Below are 18,375 nucleotides of genomic sequence, written 5' to 3'. Positions count from 1 at the left end.
ACGTACCAACGCCCGGGGACGCCGATCTCCCGCGGCGGCCGCCTGTGGACGACGGTCAGGGGATGCGCGAGCCGAGGACCATGGCGGCGGCGCCGAGCAGCAGCCCCGCCACGACCGCCGCGACGACGAACCGCTGGGTGACCTCCTGATGAACGATCTTGAAGCCGAGCGACGTGCCGATCTGGGCGTAGACCTCCCGCAGCTCGCTGCCCGACTCCGCCGTGTAGGCCCGGCCGCCCGTGCCGTCCGACAGCGACTTCAGCGTCGCCTTGTTGACCGGCACCTGAACGGAACGGTTGTCGATGGTCACCGTGCCCTCCGGCGTGCCGTACGCGATGGTGGAGATCGGCACCTTCGCGCCGACGGACGCCTCGATGGCCTCGTTCACCGACCGGCCCGAGGTGTTGTCGCCGTCGGACAGCAGCACGACCGCCGACGGCGGCGGGTCGTTGACGGCACGCTGGTCGAACGACCTGATCGAGTCGAGCGAGTTGAACACGGCCTCGCCGATCGCCGTGCCCGGCCGGGTGGTCAGGTTCGCGATCGACGTGGTGACGGCGGCGTGGTCGGTGGTGGGGGAGATCACCACCGCCGCCGACCGGGCGAAGGCCACCACGCCCACGTTGAACCGCTCCGGCAGGTCGTTGACGAACTGCTGGGCCGCCGCCTTGGCCGCCACGAGCCGGGTGGGCGCGACGTCTGCCGCCTCCATGGACAGCGAGACGTCCACGGCGATCATGATGGTGGCGCGGTCGCGGGGCACCTTGACGGCGTCGGCCGGGCGGGCCGCCCCCAGGATCATCAGGCTCATCATCACGAGGAACAGCACGGCGGGGATGTGCCGCCGCCACCCCGGCCGCTCGGGAGCGACCAGGGAGAGCAATGCCAGGTTGGTGAACCGCACGGTGTAGCGGCGGCGGGCGAACTGCACCGCCACGTACCCCGCCACCAAGGCGGCCACCGCGACGAACAGCCACAGCCAGCCGGGGGAAAGAAACGTCACGAGCCCGCTCCTCTGGTGGTGGCGAGGCGGCGCATCAGGTGCGAGGCGCGCCGCTGCCGCAACACGAACTGGGCGATGTCGAAGACCCAGTCGCGGTCGGTCCTCAGGACGAGATGCCCCGCCCCGGCGCGGCGAAGCGCGATCCGGGTCGTCTCCCGCTGCTCGGCCGCCGCCTCGGCGTACCGGTCGCGGATCTGGCGGGTCAGCCGGATGCCCCGGGAGCGGCCGGTCTCCGGGTCGGTGAGCGTGACGAACCCGATGTCGGGCAGCTCCAGCTCCCTGGGGTCGATCACCTCGACGGCCAGCACCTGGTGGCGGGCGGCCAGGCGGCGCAGCGGCCGCTCCCAGGAGCCGGGGTCCTCCAGGAAGTCGGAGACGACGACGCGCAGCCCCCTCTTGCGATGGGCCGCCGACATCATCTCCAGCGCAGGCCCCAGATCGACCGACCCCGCCGACGGCGGCGCGCCGAGGAGCGAGTGCAGCAGGGCGTAGAGCGCCGGACGGCCCGGCCTGGCCGGGTAACGGTGCACGTCCTCACCGTGCAGGATGTACGCGCCGAACCGGTCGCCGACCCGTCCCGCCAGGATGCCGATGGCGCCGACGGCCGCGATGACCAGGTCGCGCTTGGAGACGTCGGCCGTGCCGAACTCCATGCTGGCCGACAGGTCGGCCAGCGCCCAGGTCTCCAGCTCCCGGTCGGCCACCAGGTCCCGCACGTGGGGGACGGTCGTGCGGGCGGTCACCGCCCAGTCCATCCGCCGTACGTCGTCCTCGCCGGGCACGTACGTCCGGGTGTCGCCGGGCTCGCTGCCCGGGCCGGGGATCAGCCCCTGGTGGCGGCCCTGCATCAGCCCGTCGAGCCGCCGCAGCACGGTCAGCTCCAGGCGCCGCAGCGCGTCGTCGGGGCTCGGCCCGCTCATCGGCCCGTCACCCCCGTCGTGCCGTTCAACGCTGACCCTGGTTCCACACGACGAGGGGCGGCGGGACGGCCTGCAGGATCCTGCGGACCACGTCGCTCGCGTCCACGTCGTCGGCGAGCGCGTCGAAGGTCAGCATCAGCCGGTGGGACATCACGTCGACGGCCACGTCGCGGACGTCGTCCGGCAGCAGGTAGTCGCGCCCCCGCAGCAGGGCCAGGGCCCGGCCGGCCGCGATGAGGCCCAGGGTCGCCCGGGGGCTGACCCCGATCTCGATGGTCTCCTCCAGGTCGCGCAGGCCGTAGTCGGCGGGGTTGCGCGTCGCCATGACCAGCCGTACGACGTAGTCGGCGACGAGCTGGTGGACCGACACCTCCTCGGCCATGTCCTGCAGCGCGAGCAGCCGCTCAGGATCGAGCACGGGCCGCGGCACCGGTGGCCGGACGCTCATCCGGTGCAGGATCTCCAGCTCCTCGTGCGCGCTGGGGTGGTCGACCCGCACCTTGAACAGGAAGCGGTCGCGCTGCACCTCGGGCAGCGGGTAGACGCCCTCGGACTCGATCGGGTTCTGCGTGGCCAGCACGATGAACGGCCTGGGCAGCGGATGGGTGCGCCCCGCCAGCGTCACCTGCCGCTCTGCCATCACCTCCAGCAGCGCGGACTGCACCTTGGCCGGCGCCCGGTTGATCTCGTCGGCCAGCAGGAAGTTGACGAACACCGGGCCGAGCTCGATGTCGAACTGCTCGGTGCTGGGGTGGTAGACGCGGGTGCCCACGATGTCGCTCGGCACCAGGTCCGGGGTGAACTGGACGCGCGCGAAAGTGCCGCCCACCACGGTGGCCAGCGTCGAGGCCCCGAGCGTCTTGGCGACGCCGGGCACTCCCTCCAGGAGACAGTGCCCGCGGGCGAGCAACGCCACCAGGAGCCGCTCCACCATGTGGTCCTGGCCGACGATGACTCGCCGGACCTCGGCCAGGGCCTCGCGCAGAGACTCCAGCTCCGGCCCGCCGTCTCCGGTCGTCTCCTGTGCGGTCATGCTCTTGCGGGGCTCCGGGTCACTGCGTTCATGGGCAACGGTCATGCGCGTTATTCAATCGTGACTCGGCGGGAGAATCCATTTCTCTCCCATTTGCCCGCCCGGCCGCGTGCCACACTCCTCGCGGCCTGGTGTGTTTTGATGTGGGGTGATGGTCACACCGCTGCAGTACGGCGATCCGCCCCGCCTGGGGCCGTACGTGCTGCAGGCGCGCCTCCAGACGGCCCCGGCCGGGCTGGTCTACCTGGGGCAGGGCCCGGACGGCCGGGTGGTGTCCGTGGCCGTCCTCACCAGCGGCGCGGCCTTCGACGCCGCCGCCAGGGACCGCTTCGTCACCGCCGTCAGGAACGCCGAGCGGCACCACCGCACCGGCGTCCGCGGCTGGGGGGCCTCGCTGGTCGACCGGGTGAGGGGACGGGTCGGGGCGGACACGCCTCCCGTGGTGGCCATGGAGGACGGGCACGCGCCGTGGGTGGCCGTGCCGTACGTGCCGGGCGGGCCGGGGGCCGAGCGCTTCCTTGATCAGGTGATGGTGTCGGGCACGCTCATCGGCCAGCGGCACGGGCCCGACTTCGTGCCCTACTGGCTGGGCGACCGCAGCCCGGCGCTGCCGGCGCCGCCCGCTCCGGCGCCGCCCCCGGTGTCGTCGCGGCGGTCGGTCGTGCTGGCGTCGACCCTGCTGGCCACGCTCGTGCTGGTGATGGCGGCGGCGCTGTGGCTGCTGCTGTTCCGCGGCGGCGACGGCCAGACGTCGCCGCGGCCCCTTCCGGCGACGAACTTCGTGCCCACCCCGCCGCCCGTGCCGACCACGCCGGAGCCTCAGCAGCCGTCCCCGATCCCCTCGTCGAGCGGCTCCGGCAGCCGGAGCCCGGCGCCGGACGACCTCGACGACGGCCGCGGGCCGATCTGAGCCCCGTACGAGCTGAGGGGAGCGCGCGGCCCCGGCCGGCGTGGCGCACGGCGGCTCTCACCGGCGGAAACGGGGGTCGGAGGGGCGTTGGACCGCGCGATCCGCAGCCGGGCCTCGCCCGATAGTCTCCATGGGCCAAGCGGAGGCAAAAGGGGGCCCGCCACATGCATGCCGGTCAGATCGTGCTCCTGCTCGTCGCGGCCCTGGCCGCCGGGTGGGTCGACGCCGTCGTGGGCGGGGGAGGCCTGCTGCAGCTCCCGGCGCTGCTCCTGGCCGGCCTCACCCCGGTCCAGGGGCTCGCCACCAACAAGTCCGCGGCCATCTTCGGCACGGCCTCCGCCGCCGTGACGTACGCCCGGAAGACGAAGTTCGACCGGGCGGTGGCCGTGCCCGCCGGGGCGCTGGCGGTGGTGTTCGCCGGGGTGGGCGCGCTGTCGGCGGCCCTGCTGGACGCGGCGGTGCTCAAACCGCTGGTCATGGTCGTGCTGATCGGGGTGGCGGCGTTCGTGACGCTGCGGCCGGCTTTCGGCCGGATGCCGCACCCGCACCTGAGGACGGGCGCGCGGGTCCTGGCGGCCGTCGCGGCCGCCGGGGTGGGCATCGCCTTCTACGACGGCATCCTCGGCCCGGGGACGGGGACGTTCCTGCTGATCGCCTTCACCTCGATCCTCGGGATGGACTTCGTCCACGCCTCGGCCACCGCGAAGGTCATCAACACCGGCACCAACCTCGGCGCGCTGATCGTCTTCGCCGCCCAGGGGCACGTGCTGTGGGCGCTGGGGCTCGGCATGGCCGTCTGCAACATCGCCGGCGCCCAGCTCGGCGCCCGGATGGCGTTGAAGCGGGGTTCCGGGTTCGTGCGGATCGTGCTGCTGTGCGTGGTGGCCGCCCTGGTGGCGAAGCTCGCGTACGACCAGTTCATCGCCTCCTCCTGACCGATCTCCGTGGGCGCTGCGTGAAGGCGATTCGGGACGCGGACGCGGTCGCGGTGGGCGCCGGTCAGGCTCGGGCCGGTGGGGTGGCGGCTGGAGTGTGGGCGGGTTCGAAGAGTTCGACGAGGTTGCCGGCGGGATCGGGGAGCAGGATCTGGCGGCCGCCGGGGCCGGAGACGACGTCGCTGTGGAAGGACAAGCCGGCGTCGCGGAGCCGGCTGATCTCGGTGTCGAGGTCGTCGACGACGAGGTGGATGCGGTTGCGTCCGGCGGGGGTGCCGGGGAGTGTCGCGCGGGCGCCGGAGCTGGCGGGTCCGGACAGCAGGAGCCGCAGCGGTCCGCGTACCACGTCGGCGAAGGCGGGCGCGGCGTCAAGGCGCAGGGTGAAGCCGAGGTGGGTGGTGTAGAAGGCGACGGCCGCACTGACGTCGTCGACGAGATAGCGGACGACGGCGAACTGGTCGGGTGTGGTCATGGCTGGGCCTCTCGCGATGTGAGGACGGGGAGCAGGTGGCGGACACGGGTGTCGATCTCCGCCACGGTGCGAGTGAAGCCGGGGTATCCGGCCTGCCCGGCGGCGGGGTCGGGGATGCTCCAGTGAATGCGCCGGGAGTGGCCGCCGAAGTCGGGGCAGACCTCACGTACCTTGTCGCACAGGCTGATGACGTGGTCGAAGTGGCGGCCGGTCAGGCTGTCCAGGTGGCGTGGGCGCTGGTCCCGCAGGTCGATGCCGTAGCCCTCGCGCAGGGCCCGGACGGCGTCGGGATGCAGGTGCGGCCGGGGGTGGCTGCCCGCGCTGGTGACTTCGACGTGGCCGCCGCCATGATGGCGCAGCAGGGCTTCGGCGATCGGTGAGCGGGCGCTGTTGCCGGTGCAGGTGAACAGGACGGCGGGCGGGCGCGCGAAGGCCGGGGGTGGCTGAGGCGCTGCCGGAGCGAGGCGGAGTGCGGGGTGCAGCGAGAGGCCGGTGGCGGCCAGGGCGTGGGCGCAGCGGTCCAGGTCCAGGTGGTAGTAGCTGTCGCGGGCGTCGGCGCTGCTGCGTCGCATGGTGACCAGGTCGCCGTCGCGCAGCAGGCGCAGGTGGTAGGACACCAGGTTCTGCGGGTGGCCGACCCGGTCCACCAGTTCGCGTACCCGGTAGTCGCTGGTGGCCAGCTCGGTCAGCAGCCGCCACCGCAGCGGATGGCCGGCCAGCCGTACGAAGGCCGGCGCGGGTTGAGCCGGTGTCACCACGCCGCGATAATACATCAAACCAGTTTGATGTACTGGGTTGGCGAGGTGGCCGGCCTGCTCGCGGGCCGTCCACCTCGGCCCAGGTGCGGGACGTCACGCCGGAGATCCGCACGACCAGGGGGAAGAGCGACAGTGGCAGACGAAGAACCCGCCGGCGATCCGGCCGGCGACTCCGCGGGCGGCAAGGCGTCCTGGCGTGCGGTGCGGGAGGTGGCGTTGCTGTTCCTCAAGCTGGGGACCATCGCCTTCGGCGGCCCGGCCGCGCACACCGCGATGATGCGGGATGAGCTGGTACGGCGCCGCGGCTGGGTCAGCGACGAGCGGTTCGTCGACCTGATGGGCGCCACCAATCTGATCCCCGGCCCCAACTCCACCGAGCTGGCCATTCATCTGGGCTTCGACCGCGCACGGTGGCGTGGCCTGCTGGCCGCCGGCGTCTGTTTCATCCTCCCTGCCGCGCTGATCGTCACCGGTCTGGCCTGGGCCTATGTCACCTACGGGACGACACCGGCCGTCGCGGGCATCCTGTACGGCATCGTCCCGGCGGTGATCGCGATCATCGCGCACGCGCTGCTCGGCCTGCTCCGCACAGCGATCAAGAACGTGTGGCTCGCGCTGCTGGCCGTCGCCGCCCTGGCCGCTTACCTGCTCGGCGTCAACGAACTGGTCGTGATGGCCGCCGGCGCGCTGCTCGCGGCGGCGGCCCACGTGGGCCGCCGCCAGGGGACCGCGTACGGGATGCTTCCGCTCCTCAGCATGGGCTCCCCCTTTTTCCCCGATCTCGCCGGGGGCCGGCCGGCGCAGCTGTTCCTCGCCATGCTGAAGATCGGGTCCGTGCTGTACGGCAGCGGCTACGTCCTGCTGGCCTTCCTGCGCGGCGACTTCGTCGAGCGGCTCGGCTGGATCACCAGCCGGCAACTCATCGACGCCGTCTCCGTCGGCCAGGTCACCCCCGGCCCGGTCTTCACCACGGCCACCTTCATCGGCTACCTCATCGCCGGCCCCCTCGGCGCCTTCCTGGCCACCGTCGCGATCTTCCTGCCCTCCTTCGTCTTCGTCGGCCTGCTCACCAGGCTCACCGACAGACTCCGCTCCAGCGCCTGGACCTCCGCCCTGCTCGACGGTCTCAACGCCGCCGCCCTGGCTCTCATGGCCGGCGTCTCCCTCCAACTGGGCCGGACCGCCATCGTCGACCCCCTCACCGCCGCCATCGCCCTGGCCACCCTGGCGCTGCTGTGGAAGACCAGGCTCAACAACGCCTGGTACATCGCCGGCGGCGTCGCCATCGGCCTGGCCCACACCCTGTCGACCTGAAGGACGCTCCGCCTGGGGAGAGCGGGCTCCTTGACGTCACTGTCCGTTCGGTTGCCGATCAAGCCCCGCGTCCGTATCGGCCGAGCCTGCACGGGCCATCGTCTGGGCCGGTGTCTCGGCTGGTGTTCCGGCCGGTGTTCCGGCCGGATCTTCGGGCCGGGGAGACCGCAGCGCGGGCGCGGCGAGGGCGACGAACAGCGCGAGGACGGCGGGAACGAACAGCGCGTAGGGGAGGGTGACGAGCTCCGCCAGGCCGCCGATCAGGACGGGGCCCGCGAGGAATCCCGTGTAGCCGAGGCTCGCCACCGCGGCGAGGGCACGTCCGGACTGGGCCGGGTCGCGGTGACCGGCGGCGGAGAACACCTGAGGGATGATGCACGACAGCCCCGCTCCGAACAGGCCGAACCCGATCACACCGGCCGTCTGGTGCCCGACCAGGAGCGACACCCCCAGCCCGGCGCCGGCCAGGCCGCCGCAGCAGCGGACCAGCGTGACCCTCCCCAGCCGCGCGGCGAGCCGGTCCCCGGCGAAGCGTCCCGCCGTCATCATGATCGAGAACGAGGCGTAGGCAGCGGCGGCGAACCCGTCGGAGGAGCCCAGGCTCTCGCGCAGGTAGACCGAGCTCCAGTCGGCGGAGGCGCCTTCGCCCACCAGGCAGCAGAACGCGAGGACGCCGAGGAACAGCACCCCGGGACCCAGGCGCCGCCGAGCCGGTCGTTCCCCGGGGTGACCGCCGGCGCCCGTGCTCACGCCGGCCTGCGGGCCCGCGTTGTCACGGATCGCCCACCGGGCGCTGAGCAGGGAGATGAGCAGGATGACGGCCCCCACCACGGCGAACGTGGTGCCCGCATCCACCTTCGCGTGGGCGAACAGGCCGCCCGCCGCCGCTCCGGCGAATCCGCCGACGCTGAAGACGGCGTGGAAGGAGGACATGATCGGCCTGCCGTACGCGCGCTCGACGACGACGGCGTTGGCGTTCATCGCGACGTCGAGCGTGCCGTGCACCGCGCCGAACAGGAACAGCGCCACCGCGAGGGCCGGCAGCCCGGGAGCGTGGGCGGGGAGCACGAGCGCCAGGCCCTGGGCGATCGCCATCGGGACCGCGGTGCGGTAGCTGCCGTACCGGTCCACGAGGCGGCCGACCACCTGCATGCCGGTGATCGCGCCGGCGGCGATGCCGAGGAGGGCGAGGCTCAGCTCGCCGTCGCTGAGGCGCAGGCCTCCCTTGATGGCGGGGATGCGGGCGGTCCAGGTGCCGATCGCCATGCCGGCGAGGAGGAACAGTCCGTAGACGGCCACGCGGGCACGTAGCAGGCTCGGCCGGTCGGTGACGGTAAGCGCCATGTCGCGTCGCTCCAGAGTGGGGGAGGGGCGGTCCGTGTCGTGCGGGTTAGGCCGGGAAGCTCCCGTCGCCGTTCCGCGCGTCAACAGGCCCAGAGGTCGATGTGCCCTCGGGGGCCTGGCCGGAGGGCCGTCGACTCAGGGGGCGCCGGGGGTCAATTGACGGGGACGGCGGAGCCGGGGACGGTGCGGACGACCACGCCGGCGGCGGTGAGGGCGTCGTGCTGGTCGCGGGGGATGTGGTCGTCGGTGACGACCACGTCGAGCCTGTCCAGCGGGCAGACCGCGCCGAACGCGGCCCGGCTGAACTTGCCGGAGTCGCAGACCGCGATGACCCGGCGGGCCGAGGCGATGGCGCCCTGCTTGATGGCGACCTCGGGAAGGTCGTGCGCGGTGAGCCCGTGTTCGGCCGACAGCCCGCAGCATCCGATCACGGCCGTGTCGAACCGGAGAGCCTTCAGCGAGGCCTCGGTGAGCGGGCCGACGAAGTTCAGCTCGCCGGGGCGCACCTCCCCGCCCGGCAGCACGAGCCGGACGCGCGGAGCGCCGGTCAGCTCCAGCGCCGCCTGGAGCGCGAGCGGCAGCACGGTCAGGCGCCGGTCACGCAGAGCTCTGGCGACCTCCAGCACGGTCGTGCCCCCGTCCAGCAGCACCGCCTCTCCGTCGGAGAGCAGGCTCGCGACCTCCGCGCCGATCTGGCGCTTGGCCTCCACCGCCTCCCGCTCGCGGACGCCGAACGGCGGCTCCTCGCCGCGGAGCAGCAGGCTGAGGGCCCCGCCGCGGACCCGGCGGACGACACCCTGCTGGGCGAGCTCGTCCAGGTCGCGGCGGATCGTCATCTCGGACACGCCGTACGCCAGTGCGAGCTCGGCCACTGAGACGCTGTCGGAGGTGCGCAGCGCGGTCATGATCGCACGGATACGGTCGGCACTTTCCATGCGTTCATTTGAACATGACCGATGTTAGGTATGCAACTAAATCTACAATGTAAAGGTGGCAGACTGGTTGCCATGCGTGCCAGCCGGTTGCTGTCCCTCCTCCTTCTCCTCCAGACCCGCGGCAGGCTGACGGCCTCCGAGATCGCCGAAGAGCTGGAGGTGTCGGTCCGCACGGTCTACCGGGACGTGGAGGCGCTGTCGGCGGCGGGGGTGCCGGTCTACGCGGACCGCGGCCCGCTGGGGGGTTACCGGCTTCTCGACGGCTACCGCACCCGGCTGAACGGGCTGACGGCGGCGGAGGCGTCCTCGCTGTTCCTGGCCGGCCTGCCGGGGCCGGCCGCCGAGCTGGGACTGGCGGATCTGGCGGCCGCGGCCGAGCTGAAGCTGCTCGCGGCGCTTCCGCCCGAGCCGCGCTCGCAGGCCGCCCGGATGCGTGAGCGCTTCCACTTCGACGTGCCGGGCTGGTACCGGAGCGCCGACGACGCGCCGTTCCTCATGGACATCGCCGAGGCGGTCTGGGAGGACCGGGTCGTGCGGTTCCGTTACCGCAGATGGGGTCCCGCCGAGGTGGAGCGGATGGTGCATCCGTACGGCCTGATCCTCAAGGGCGGCTCGTGGTATCTGGCGGCGGCCTGCGCCGGCAGTGTGCGGACCTACCGTGTCGGCCGGATCATGTCCGCGGAGGTGCTCGACAAGCGCTTCGAGCGGCCCGAGGGGTTCGACCTCGTGGAGTTCTGGCGGCAGTTCGCCGCCGACTTCGCCTCGCGCATGTACACCGCGCAGGCCGTGATCCGGCTCGTGCCCGACCGGCGCGAGCTGCTGGCTTACACGCTGGGCGCCGACGTCACGGAAAAGGCCCTGGCCGACGCCGTCACCGAAGCCGACGGCTGGCTGCGCCTGACGATCCCGATCGAATCGGTCCGCCACGCGACGTGGCAGCTCCTGAGGCTCGGCGGCTCCGTGGAGGTGCTGGAGCCCCCGGAGCTGCGCGCCCTGATGGCCGACACGGTTTCACAGCTCACCCGCATGTACGGCGTCACCGGACCAGGCGCAGCGTCCGGAAGCTGATCACACCGTGATCGGCCCTGTCCTGCCGGAGAAGCCGGCGGATCACTCGCCCGTGGAGCGGCTGACCGGTCAGGATGTGGGGCCGGACTGCGCGGCAGGGCCATGGATGATCTGTTCCAGGCAATCGCGGAACAGGTCGTCGGCGGTGCGGCCGGGTTGGAAGTACTCGGTCACGCCGGCCATCACGGTGGGGTACGCCGTGGCGTACGCGGCCATGTCGAAGCCGTCCAGGGCGTCCGCGTCGGGGCGGCCGGCCTGTTCCTCCAGGACGTAGCCGACGGTGAAGCGCAACACCGTCAGCACGATCAGGCGAGCCTGCCGCAACGGAATGCCCCGCCCGACCAGTGTGCTCATCGCCAGTTCGGAGATGGCGGCCATCTTGAGGGACAGCTGGGAGGCCGCGATGATCCGGGCTCCGTCCGGGTGGGCCAGCAATGCGCGCCGCAGCCGTCCGGCCAGGCCGATCAGCCAGTCCTGCCAGCACTCCTCCGGCTCGGGCGACGCCATCTCGGGGAACTGCTGCTCAAGGATCGCCTCGGCGATCGCGGTGACCAGCGCCGCCTTGTTCGGGATGTGCCAGTAAAGAGTCGGCGACCGTACGCCGAGCCGGGCGGCCAGTTTGCGCGTGGTCACGCCGTCGAGCCCCTCGGCGTCCAGTAGCGCGACGGCCTCGGTGACGATCCGCTGTCTGTCCAGGGCCAATTCCGGCACCTCCCATCCGGACTCTATCAGTGCTAGAGTCCTCTATCAGTGATAGAGACGTACGCATCAGGGAGGCAACGATGAGAGACCGGCACTCGCTCCGCGACCTGCTGCACTGGGCGACCCATCGCATTCCGGGGATTCCCGCGCACACCGAGCGGCCGGCCGGCCACCAAGGCCACGCCCGCCACGGCCAGCCGGCCGGGCACCAGGGCCGGGCCCGCCACGGCCATGGGCGGCGGCAATCGCTCACGCACCACCGTTCGCATCACCACGGGTTCAACCACTCTGCGGCCCGTCCGCCCCGCGTCCTGGCGGCATGGCAGACGCGGATCGCCCGCTTGTTCGGGCAGGAGCTGCGATGAAGGCGGCGGTGCTCCACGAGATCGGCGGCATCCCGCGCTATGAGGACTTCCCCGATCCGGTGGCCGGCGACGGCGAGGTGATCATCGACGTCAAGGCGGTCGCCGTCGAGAACGTCGACAAGGCGATCGCGGCCGGCACGCACTACGCCGGCGAGAAGTACATCGGCGGGTTTCCGGCGATCCCTGCCTTCGACGGCGTCGGCGCCCTCCCGGACGGCACGCTCGTCGGGTTCGGTGACATCCGCCTGCCCTACGGTGCGCTCGCGGAGAAGACCGTGGTACCCCAGGGCTCCTATGTGCCGATCCCCGACGGCGTCGACCCGGCCGTGGCGACCGTGATGGCCTCGGCCGTCACCGCGATGTCGATGAAAACGGCCGCGGGGATCGTTGCGGGGGAGACGGTGCTGGTGCAGGGCGCCACCGGGGTCGCCGGGCGGCTCGCGGTCAAGGTGGCCCGGCTGCTGGGCGCCGGCCGGATCGTCGCCACCGGCCGCGACGACGACCAGTTGCGCGAGGTGCGGGTCATCGGGGCGGACACGGTGATCAACACCGCGGTCTCCGACGAGACTCTGGCGCAGGCGTACCTCGACGCCAGGGGGGACGGCTACGACGTCGTGGTGGACTACCTGTGGGGCAGGCCCAGCGAGATCCTGCTGCGCGCGCTGGTGCCGCGGTCGTTCGCGTTCGGCAAGCCGACCCGGGTGGTGCAGATCGGAGAGTCGGCCGGCGCCGAGCTCGCCCTCGCCGGGTCGAGCCTGCGCACCTCCGGCGTGGAGATCTACGGCGCGGCCAAGGGGCTCGACCCCCAGACCATGAACGAGGTGTACCAGCAGATCGTGACGTGGACGCGGTCCGGCGAGCTCACCTTCGACCTGGAGAAGGTCCCGCTGAGCGACATCGAGACCGCCTGGCAGCGGACCGACCTCAAAGGCAGGCGGCTCGTCGTGATGCCATGACGCGGCGGTGCCCGGCCCCGTCGGCAGGGCGAGGCACCACGCCTGAGGGACGCGGCCCGTCGATGACAGGTGAGCGCCTATTGGCAAAGTAAGAAGTACGTACTATTCTCCTGCAACATAATGAAGGACGTACATACCTACGAGAGCGACTCCGACGGCTTCCTCTACGACCCGCGAGTCAGGGCCGCGATGGCCCAGCTCACCGATGACGACGCGGATCTGCTCGTCTTCGAGGCGGGCGCCGCCGTCCGCGCCGCGGGCCATGCCGTCGAGCGGATGCGCGCCCACGGCTCTGAGGGGCGGGGGGTCAGCGCGGGCGCGCTCGACCTGCTGGTCCGCCTCAACGGCAGCGAGCGGGGGATCAGCATCGGTGAGCTGGCCCGGTCCGCCGGGGTCAGCTCCCGCAACGTCACCGGCCTGGTCGACACGCTGGAGCGTGACGGGCTGGTTCGCCGGGTCGCCGACCCGAAGGATCGGCGTTCGGTTCTGGCCGAGATCACATCCGCCGGGCGGGCGTGGATGGAGGCGTTCCGCAGGCCGTCCCAGCTCGCCATGCGGGCGATGTTCGACGGGTTCGCTCCCGGAGACCTGGCCGCTCTGCGCGACCTGTGCCTGCGGCTGGCCGCGAACCAGCGTCGCCTCGCGGACCATCTGCGCCAGATCGGACACCAGCCATGACCACGCCGGCCCAGGACAGACCCGCCTCACTGTGCGCGGCTGTCACGAGGCCCGCGCCTCTCCCCGGCAGCCGATGAGGGCCCAGGTCGAGCCGTGAGACAACGCTCCAATGGCATGTGCCGAAGACGTGAGAGGCGTTGGTGAGCCCGGCGTCCGCGCACCCGCGGCGGGCGGCACCGCCCCATCCCGAACCGCCCCATCCCGAGAGGAGTTCCCGGCGTCATGGCCTCCATCCGCCACGAGATCGTCATCGACGCGTCCCCCGAGCACATCTGGGAGGTGCTGCGCGACGTCGGAGCCGTGCACGAGCGCCTGCTGCCGGGCCGTGTGACGGACACCCGGCTGGAGGGCGACCAGCGGTTCCTGACCTTTCCCGGCGGGCACGTCGTCCGCGAGCTGATCGTCGCGATCGACGATGACTCCCGCCGCTTGGCCTATTCCGTCGTCGAAGGCGCGCGGCCCCCGCTCGAGCACCACCACGCGTCGTTCGAAGTCCGCCCTGAGGGCGGCGAGGCGGGCCGTCTGATCTGGATCACCGACGTGCTGCCGCACGCGCGAGCCGCCGAGATCCGCATTCGCGTCGCACGCGGCGCATCGGAGATGAAGCAGGCGATCGAGGCCGCAGGAGGTTCGGCCGGATCCCGGGAGACCTCGTCCGCGAAGTGACCCGGCGGCCCGTCCAGGGAATGCGGTTGCGACGGTCGCGCCGGGTGGGAACGATGAACGTGTGTTGCTTTTCGCATTCATCGTTTCCTGCCTGTTCCTCGCGATGATCCCCGGCGTGAGCACGGCGGTGATCATGCGTCAGACGCTCCGTGAGGGCCGTCCCGCGGGCGTCGCCGCCGTCGCCGGCAACGAGACCGGCATCTTCCTGTGGGCGATGGCCGCCGTATTCGGGCTGTCGGCGCTGGTGCTGGCCTCCGAGGTGGCGTACGGAGTCATGAAGGCGGTCGGCGCGGTGATCCTGGTCGTCATGGGCGCCCAGTCGTTGTGGCGGTCCCGGGGTGCGGCCGCCCGCGATGCCGGCCGGATGGGGGATGCGGACGCCGCGGCGGACCCGGCCGTCCGGGGGTGGCGCCGCTCGTACGTCCTCGGGGTGGCCACGTGCGGGGCCAATCCGAAGGCGGCCGTCTTCGCGATCTCGTTCCTCCCGCAGTTCGTGCCGCCGGGGGTGAACGTGCCCCTGACGCTGACACTGCTCGCCGTGCTCTGGGTGGCCGTCGATCTCGTCTGGTACATGGGGGTCATCTGGGCGCTGGGCCGGGCGGGAGCGGTGCTGCGCCGGCCCGCCGTACGGCGGCGGCTGGAGCAGGTGTCGGGGGCGGTCCTCATCGCCCTGGGACTGCGCGTCGCGCTCGACGCACGATGACCGTCGGCGGGGCGGGGGAGAGCCACCGCCTGCCGGCCCGGACGCCGGCGGTGGGGGAGGGAAGCGCACAGCGGCCGGCGGCCGATTGGACGAGGCGTCCGCGGAGTACGGAAACCCGGGAGGGTCTTTCATCCCGTACCCCAGATTTACTTTGTAAAGGCGCTGGCTCGTTTCAAGAACCTGCTCAATCACAAAATCAACCAAACCCAACAGGACGAACCGCCGCCCCGGCGATCTTCCCGGGGTGGCGGTTCGTCCTGTGTCGTCACTGTCAGCCGTTGAGGGCGCGCATGCCTCCAGCGTCGTACCTGTCGCCGGCGACACCGTGCGCGAGACTTCCGAGGACCTCAAGGTGCTCGGAAGTGAGCTGAATCTCGGTCGCGGCGGCGTTCTCCTCCAGGCGGCCGACCCGCTTGGTGCCCGGGATCGGCACGACGTCGTCGCCCTGGGCGATCACCCAGGCGAGGGCGACCTGCGCGGGCGTGGCGCCGAGCGACACGGCGACCTCGCCGACCTTGGCGGCGAGTGCCTGGTTGGCGGCGAAGTTGTCACCCTGCCAGCGCGGGTTGGCGCGGCGGAAGTCGTCGGCGGCGAGCGCGTCCTGATCGGCGTACGCGCCGGTGAGGATTCCGCGGCTGAGCGGGCTGTAGGCGACCAGGCCGATGCCGAACTCCCGGAACGTCGGCAGCAGCTCCTCCTCGATGCCCCGGGTGAACAGTGAGTACTCGTACTGGCCGGCGGTGATCGGATGGACGGCGTGCGCCCGGCGTACGGTCGCCGGGGCGGCCTCGGAGATGCCGAGGTGGCGGACCTTGCCGGCCTCGACCAGCTCCTTGAGGGCGCCCCAGGTTTCCTCGACCGGGACGTCCGGGTCGACGCGGTGCTGGTAGTAGAGGTCGATGTGGTCGACGCCGAGGCGGCCGAGAGAGGCGTCGCAGGCCCGGCGTACGTACTCGGGACGTCCGTTGATGCCGAGGCGGGTGCCGTCCGGCCGGCGCTCGACGCCGAACTTTGTGGCGAGGACCACCTCGTCGCGGCGGCCCGCGATGGCCTTGCCGACGAGCTGCTCGTTGGTGAACGGCCCGTACATGTCGGCGGTGTCGAGGAAGGTGATCCCGAGGTCGAGCGCCCGGTGGACGACGGCGATCGACTCGCCGTCGTCGCCGGGGCCGTAGAACTCGCTCATCCCCATGCAACCGAGGCCGAGGGCTGACGTGCGCAGGCCCTGGCCGAGCGTGTGCTGCTTCACAGTTCTCCCATGAGCTTGTCGTAGGTGTTGATCTTGTTTTCGATGAGGGCGAGGTCGTCCCTGAGTTGCTCGATCCTGGCGAGGACGTCGGCCCGGTGCGCCTCGAGCAGCTCTTTGCGTGCGGCGTAGGTGTCCCTTCCCTCGCGGGCCATCTCGGCGTAGCGGCGCATGCCGGTGATGGGCATGCCGGTCGCCCGCAGCCGGGTGAGGAGGCGGACCCACCCGACGTCGCGTTCGGTGTAGCGCCGGTGGCCGTTGCCGCCCCGGGGCGGCGGCTGGAGCAGCAGGCCCGTGCGCTCGTAGTAGCGGAGCGTGTGAGCGGTGAGGCCGGTGCACTCGGAGACCTGCGCGATCGTCATCCCCTCGTCCATGAATCCCAGTCTGGGAGTTGGAGCGCGCTCTAAGTCAAGCGGGGTCCCGGACGCCGGGGGTGATCTGGCGGCGGCTCCAGGGAGCCGCCGGGGCTGGAACTGTCGGTGACGACCGGCACGATGGGCGGCATGACTTCATGGCGAGAGATCGAGAAACAGGTCCCCGAGTTGGCCGCCCGCGTCCTGGCGATCATGGGGAAGGGGAAGCACAAGACGATGGCGACCCTCCGCAAGGACGGGTCCCCGCGGATCAGCGGGACGGAGGTGGAGTTCAAGGACGGCGAGGTGTGGCTGGGGTCCATGCAGGGGGCGATGAAGGCGCTGGACCTGCGGAGGGACCCCCGGGTGGCGATCCACAGCGCGTCCGAGGACCCGGATGAGGCGAATCCGGCCGCGTGGAGCGGTGACGCGAAGCTGGCGGGCCGGGCCGTGGAGATCACCGATCCGGTGGCGCGGGAGCGCTTCGGCCTCCCCGCCGATGAGGACTCCCACCTGTTCCGGGTGGAGGTGTCGGAGGTCGTGCTGACCAAGGTGGACGAGGCGGGGGAGCACCTTGTCGTCGAAATGTGGCATGAGGGCACGGGTCACCGGGTGGTCCGCCGCAAATGACCCGGCCGTCCCAGCCGGTGTCCACGCCGGAGACCGCGCGGATGGGGACGGCGGGCCGGGGTCAGTGGACGCTGAAGCCGCCGTCGACGCAGATGGCCTGGCCGGTGACGTACGCGGACGCGTCGCCGGCCAGGAAGACGGCGGCGCCGGCGAAGTCGGCGGGGATGCCGTTGCGGCCGGTCATCGATCGGGCGGCGAGCGCCTCGACCCGGCCGGGGACGGCCTGGGCCGGCTCGGTCAGCGGGGTGAGCACGAAGCCCGGGATGATGGTGTTGCTGGTGACGCCCGCCTTGGACCATGCCTCGGCCTGGGATCGGGTCAGGCCGCAGATGGCCGCCTTGGCCGCGCCGTAGACCCCGCTGTCGCCGAAGGCGCTGATCGACTGCTGGGATCCGATGTTGATGATGCGGCCCCAGCCGTTGGAGGCCATGCGCGGCCCGAAGTGCTGGCCGAGCAGGAACGGGGCGGTGAGGTTGACGGCGATCGTCTCGTCGTAGTCGCCGGGGGTGAGCTGCTCCATGGGCCGCCGGATGTTGTTGGCGGCGTCGTTGACGAGGATGTCGATCTCGCCGAAGAAGCCGGCGGCCTCGGCGCAGACGCGGGCCACGGCGGCGCGGTCGCCCAGGTCGGCGCTGACGGCCGCCGCGCGCACCCCGTGGGCCTCCAGCGTGTGGACGGCCCGCGCCAGCTCCTTCTCGCGGCGTGCGACGAGGACGACGGCCGCACCCGAGCGGCCGAGGGCCTCGGCGATGGCGTACCCGATGCCGGAGCTGCCCCCGGTGATCAGCGCGACGCGGCCGGTGAGCGAGAACAGTTCCTCGATGTAGGACGACATAGCGCGGCAAGGTAGCAGGCCGCCGCCGAGCTCTACGCGGTGGGAGGGGAGCCCTCGGGGACGTCGTCGTCGATGTCGTGGATCGCCTGGAAGACCCTGTCCATGGCGCTTTCCAGGTCCCGCAGGGTGGTGGTGTCGAGGCGGTTGAGGATGCGGATGTAGCTGGACTGTCCGGCGTCCAGCATCTCGGTGACGAGGCGACGACCGGCGTCGGTAAGCTCGACGCGCCGGACGCGCCGGTCGTGGGGGTCCTCCCGGCGGGCGACCAGCCCCCGGGCGACGACCCGGTCGACGATCCCGGTGGCGGTGCCGAGGCCGACGCCGAGGTGGCGAGCGAGGTCCTGGCCGGAGGTGGAGCCGGCGAACGACAGGTACATGACGACCTTGAGCTGCTGCATCGTCAAGGTGGAGGCCAGCAGCGGCATCGAGCGGTCCCGGGCGAACAGGCGGCCGAGGTTCTTCTGCAGCTCCGTCAGCCGTTGGATGAGCTGTTCCCGCTCATCGGTGTGGCCCTCCGGCCGGCCCTCTGCTCGACAGTCGTTCACGATC

22 protein-coding genes are annotated in these 18,375 nt (G+C 71.8%); 10 read left to right on the top strand and 12 right to left on the bottom strand.

What is annotated here, in order from left to right; genetic code table 11:
* Positions 1-55: 55 nt before the first annotated feature.
* From AB0B72_RS13405 to AB0B72_RS13395, 3 genes are read right to left on the bottom strand one after another with little or no spacing between them, the layout of a single operon-like run.
* Entirely contained in the window at positions 56-1,003 is a 948-nt protein-coding gene (locus AB0B72_RS13405; protein WP_367738907.1) for a VWA domain-containing protein, read from the bottom strand.
* The gene (locus AB0B72_RS13400) at positions 1,000-1,923 is read right to left on the bottom strand and encodes a DUF58 domain-containing protein (RefSeq protein WP_367738906.1); all 924 of its coding nucleotides are present in this window, start codon (positions 1,921-1,923) and stop codon (positions 1,000-1,002) included. The genes AB0B72_RS13405 and AB0B72_RS13400 overlap by 4 nt, the downstream gene beginning before the upstream one ends.
* Positions 1,924-1,948: 25 nt before the next feature.
* Complete coding sequence (locus tag AB0B72_RS13395; protein ID WP_367739135.1) at positions 1,949-2,956, bottom strand: AAA family ATPase; 1,008 nt, start codon at positions 2,954-2,956, stop codon at positions 1,949-1,951.
* Between the two features lie 151 nt (positions 2,957-3,107).
* Here AB0B72_RS13395 and AB0B72_RS13390 point away from each other — a divergent pair, with 151 nt between their 5' ends.
* Positions 3,108-3,866 carry a hypothetical protein gene (locus AB0B72_RS13390; protein WP_367738905.1) on the top strand — a complete coding sequence of 253 codons (759 nt, stop codon included), beginning with the start codon at positions 3,108-3,110 and terminating at the stop codon, positions 3,864-3,866.
* A 164-nt stretch (positions 3,867-4,030) separates the two neighbouring features.
* On the top strand, positions 4,031-4,801 hold the full coding sequence (locus AB0B72_RS13385; protein ID WP_367738904.1) for a sulfite exporter TauE/SafE family protein: 771 nt from the start codon (positions 4,031-4,033) through the stop codon (positions 4,799-4,801).
* A 64-nt stretch (positions 4,802-4,865) separates the two neighbouring features.
* Here AB0B72_RS13385 and AB0B72_RS13380 read toward each other — a convergent pair whose 3' ends face one another.
* Complete coding sequence (locus AB0B72_RS13380) at positions 4,866-5,273, bottom strand: VOC family protein (RefSeq protein WP_367738903.1); 408 nt, start codon at positions 5,271-5,273, stop codon at positions 4,866-4,868.
* Entirely contained in the window at positions 5,270-6,031 is a 762-nt protein-coding gene (locus tag AB0B72_RS13375; RefSeq protein ID WP_367738902.1) for an ArsR family transcriptional regulator, read from the bottom strand. The genes AB0B72_RS13380 and AB0B72_RS13375 overlap by 4 nt, the downstream gene beginning before the upstream one ends.
* A gap of 132 nt (positions 6,032-6,163) precedes the next feature.
* On the opposite strand from AB0B72_RS13375, the gene chrA reads away from it, so the two are divergent.
* Entirely contained in the window at positions 6,164-7,345 is a 1,182-nt protein-coding gene (gene chrA, locus AB0B72_RS13370; RefSeq protein WP_367738901.1) for a chromate efflux transporter, read from the top strand.
* Positions 7,346-7,381: 36 nt separating this feature from the next.
* On the opposite strand, the gene AB0B72_RS13365 is transcribed toward chrA, so the two are convergent.
* Both AB0B72_RS13365 and AB0B72_RS13360 read right to left on the bottom strand, forming a co-directional pair.
* Positions 7,382-8,689, bottom strand: coding sequence for an MFS transporter (locus tag AB0B72_RS13365; RefSeq protein WP_367738900.1), 1,308 nt, complete (start codon positions 8,687-8,689; stop codon positions 7,382-7,384).
* 152 nt (positions 8,690-8,841) lie between these two features.
* Positions 8,842-9,624: a DeoR/GlpR family DNA-binding transcription regulator gene (locus tag AB0B72_RS13360; RefSeq protein ID WP_367738899.1), complete on the bottom strand. Its 783-nt coding sequence runs from the start codon at positions 9,622-9,624 to the stop codon at positions 8,842-8,844.
* A 72-nt stretch (positions 9,625-9,696) separates the two neighbouring features.
* On the opposite strand from AB0B72_RS13360, the gene AB0B72_RS13355 reads away from it, so the two are divergent.
* Positions 9,697-10,692, top strand: a complete 996-nt coding sequence (locus AB0B72_RS13355) for a helix-turn-helix transcriptional regulator (RefSeq protein WP_367738898.1) — start codon at positions 9,697-9,699, stop codon at positions 10,690-10,692.
* 69 nt (positions 10,693-10,761) lie between these two features.
* Here AB0B72_RS13355 and AB0B72_RS13350 read toward each other — a convergent pair whose 3' ends face one another.
* Positions 10,762-11,394 carry a TetR/AcrR family transcriptional regulator C-terminal domain-containing protein gene (locus AB0B72_RS13350; protein ID WP_367738897.1) on the bottom strand — a complete coding sequence of 211 codons (633 nt, stop codon included), beginning with the start codon at positions 11,392-11,394 and terminating at the stop codon, positions 10,762-10,764.
* An 80-nt stretch (positions 11,395-11,474) separates the two neighbouring features.
* Here AB0B72_RS13350 and AB0B72_RS13345 point away from each other — a divergent pair, with 80 nt between their 5' ends.
* The 5 genes from AB0B72_RS13345 (at position 11,475) to AB0B72_RS13325 (ending at position 14,762) form a co-directional block, all read left to right on the top strand.
* Positions 11,475-11,759: a hypothetical protein gene (locus AB0B72_RS13345; RefSeq protein ID WP_367738896.1), complete on the top strand. Its 285-nt coding sequence runs from the start codon at positions 11,475-11,477 to the stop codon at positions 11,757-11,759.
* Positions 11,756-12,715 carry a zinc-binding alcohol dehydrogenase family protein gene (locus AB0B72_RS13340; RefSeq protein WP_367738895.1) on the top strand — a complete coding sequence of 320 codons (960 nt, stop codon included), beginning with the start codon at positions 11,756-11,758 and terminating at the stop codon, positions 12,713-12,715. Before AB0B72_RS13345 ends, AB0B72_RS13340 begins: the two co-directional genes overlap by 4 nt.
* Before the next feature lie 120 nt (positions 12,716-12,835).
* Positions 12,836-13,393, top strand: coding sequence for a MarR family winged helix-turn-helix transcriptional regulator (locus tag AB0B72_RS13335; protein ID WP_367738894.1), 558 nt, complete (start codon positions 12,836-12,838; stop codon positions 13,391-13,393).
* 222 nt (positions 13,394-13,615) lie between these two features.
* Complete coding sequence (locus AB0B72_RS13330; protein WP_367738893.1) at positions 13,616-14,059, top strand: SRPBCC family protein; 444 nt, start codon at positions 13,616-13,618, stop codon at positions 14,057-14,059.
* A gap of 61 nt (positions 14,060-14,120) precedes the next feature.
* A complete protein-coding gene (locus AB0B72_RS13325) occupies positions 14,121-14,762 on the top strand; it encodes a LysE family translocator (protein ID WP_367738892.1) in 642 nt (213 codons plus the stop codon).
* Positions 14,763-15,033: 271 nt separating this feature from the next.
* Here AB0B72_RS13325 and AB0B72_RS13320 read toward each other — a convergent pair whose 3' ends face one another.
* On the bottom strand, positions 15,034-16,011 hold the full coding sequence (locus AB0B72_RS13320) for an aldo/keto reductase (RefSeq protein WP_367738891.1): 978 nt from the start codon (positions 16,009-16,011) through the stop codon (positions 15,034-15,036).
* The gene (locus AB0B72_RS13315; protein WP_367738890.1) at positions 16,008-16,382 is read right to left on the bottom strand and encodes a MerR family transcriptional regulator; all 375 of its coding nucleotides are present in this window, start codon (positions 16,380-16,382) and stop codon (positions 16,008-16,010) included. Before AB0B72_RS13315 ends, AB0B72_RS13320 begins: the two co-directional genes overlap by 4 nt.
* A 129-nt stretch (positions 16,383-16,511) precedes the next feature.
* Between AB0B72_RS13315 and AB0B72_RS13310 the strand changes: the two genes are divergently transcribed.
* Complete coding sequence (locus AB0B72_RS13310; RefSeq protein ID WP_367738889.1) at positions 16,512-16,991, top strand: pyridoxamine 5'-phosphate oxidase family protein; 480 nt, start codon at positions 16,512-16,514, stop codon at positions 16,989-16,991.
* Between the two features lie 61 nt (positions 16,992-17,052).
* Here AB0B72_RS13310 and AB0B72_RS13305 read toward each other — a convergent pair whose 3' ends face one another.
* Entirely contained in the window at positions 17,053-17,826 is a 774-nt protein-coding gene (locus AB0B72_RS13305; RefSeq protein ID WP_367738888.1) for an SDR family NAD(P)-dependent oxidoreductase, read from the bottom strand.
* 32 nt (positions 17,827-17,858) lie between these two features.
* On the bottom strand, positions 17,859-18,371 hold the full coding sequence (locus AB0B72_RS13300; protein ID WP_367738887.1) for a MarR family winged helix-turn-helix transcriptional regulator: 513 nt from the start codon (positions 18,369-18,371) through the stop codon (positions 17,859-17,861).
* Between the last annotated feature and the right edge of the window lie 4 nt (positions 18,372-18,375).

This window comes from Microbispora sp. NPDC049125, from assembly GCF_040802045.1.
GTDB lineage: Bacteria > Actinomycetota > Actinomycetes > Streptosporangiales > Streptosporangiaceae > Microbispora.
Note: the sequence above shows the minus strand (reverse complement) of the source record. Positions and strands in the feature narration are given on the sequence as shown.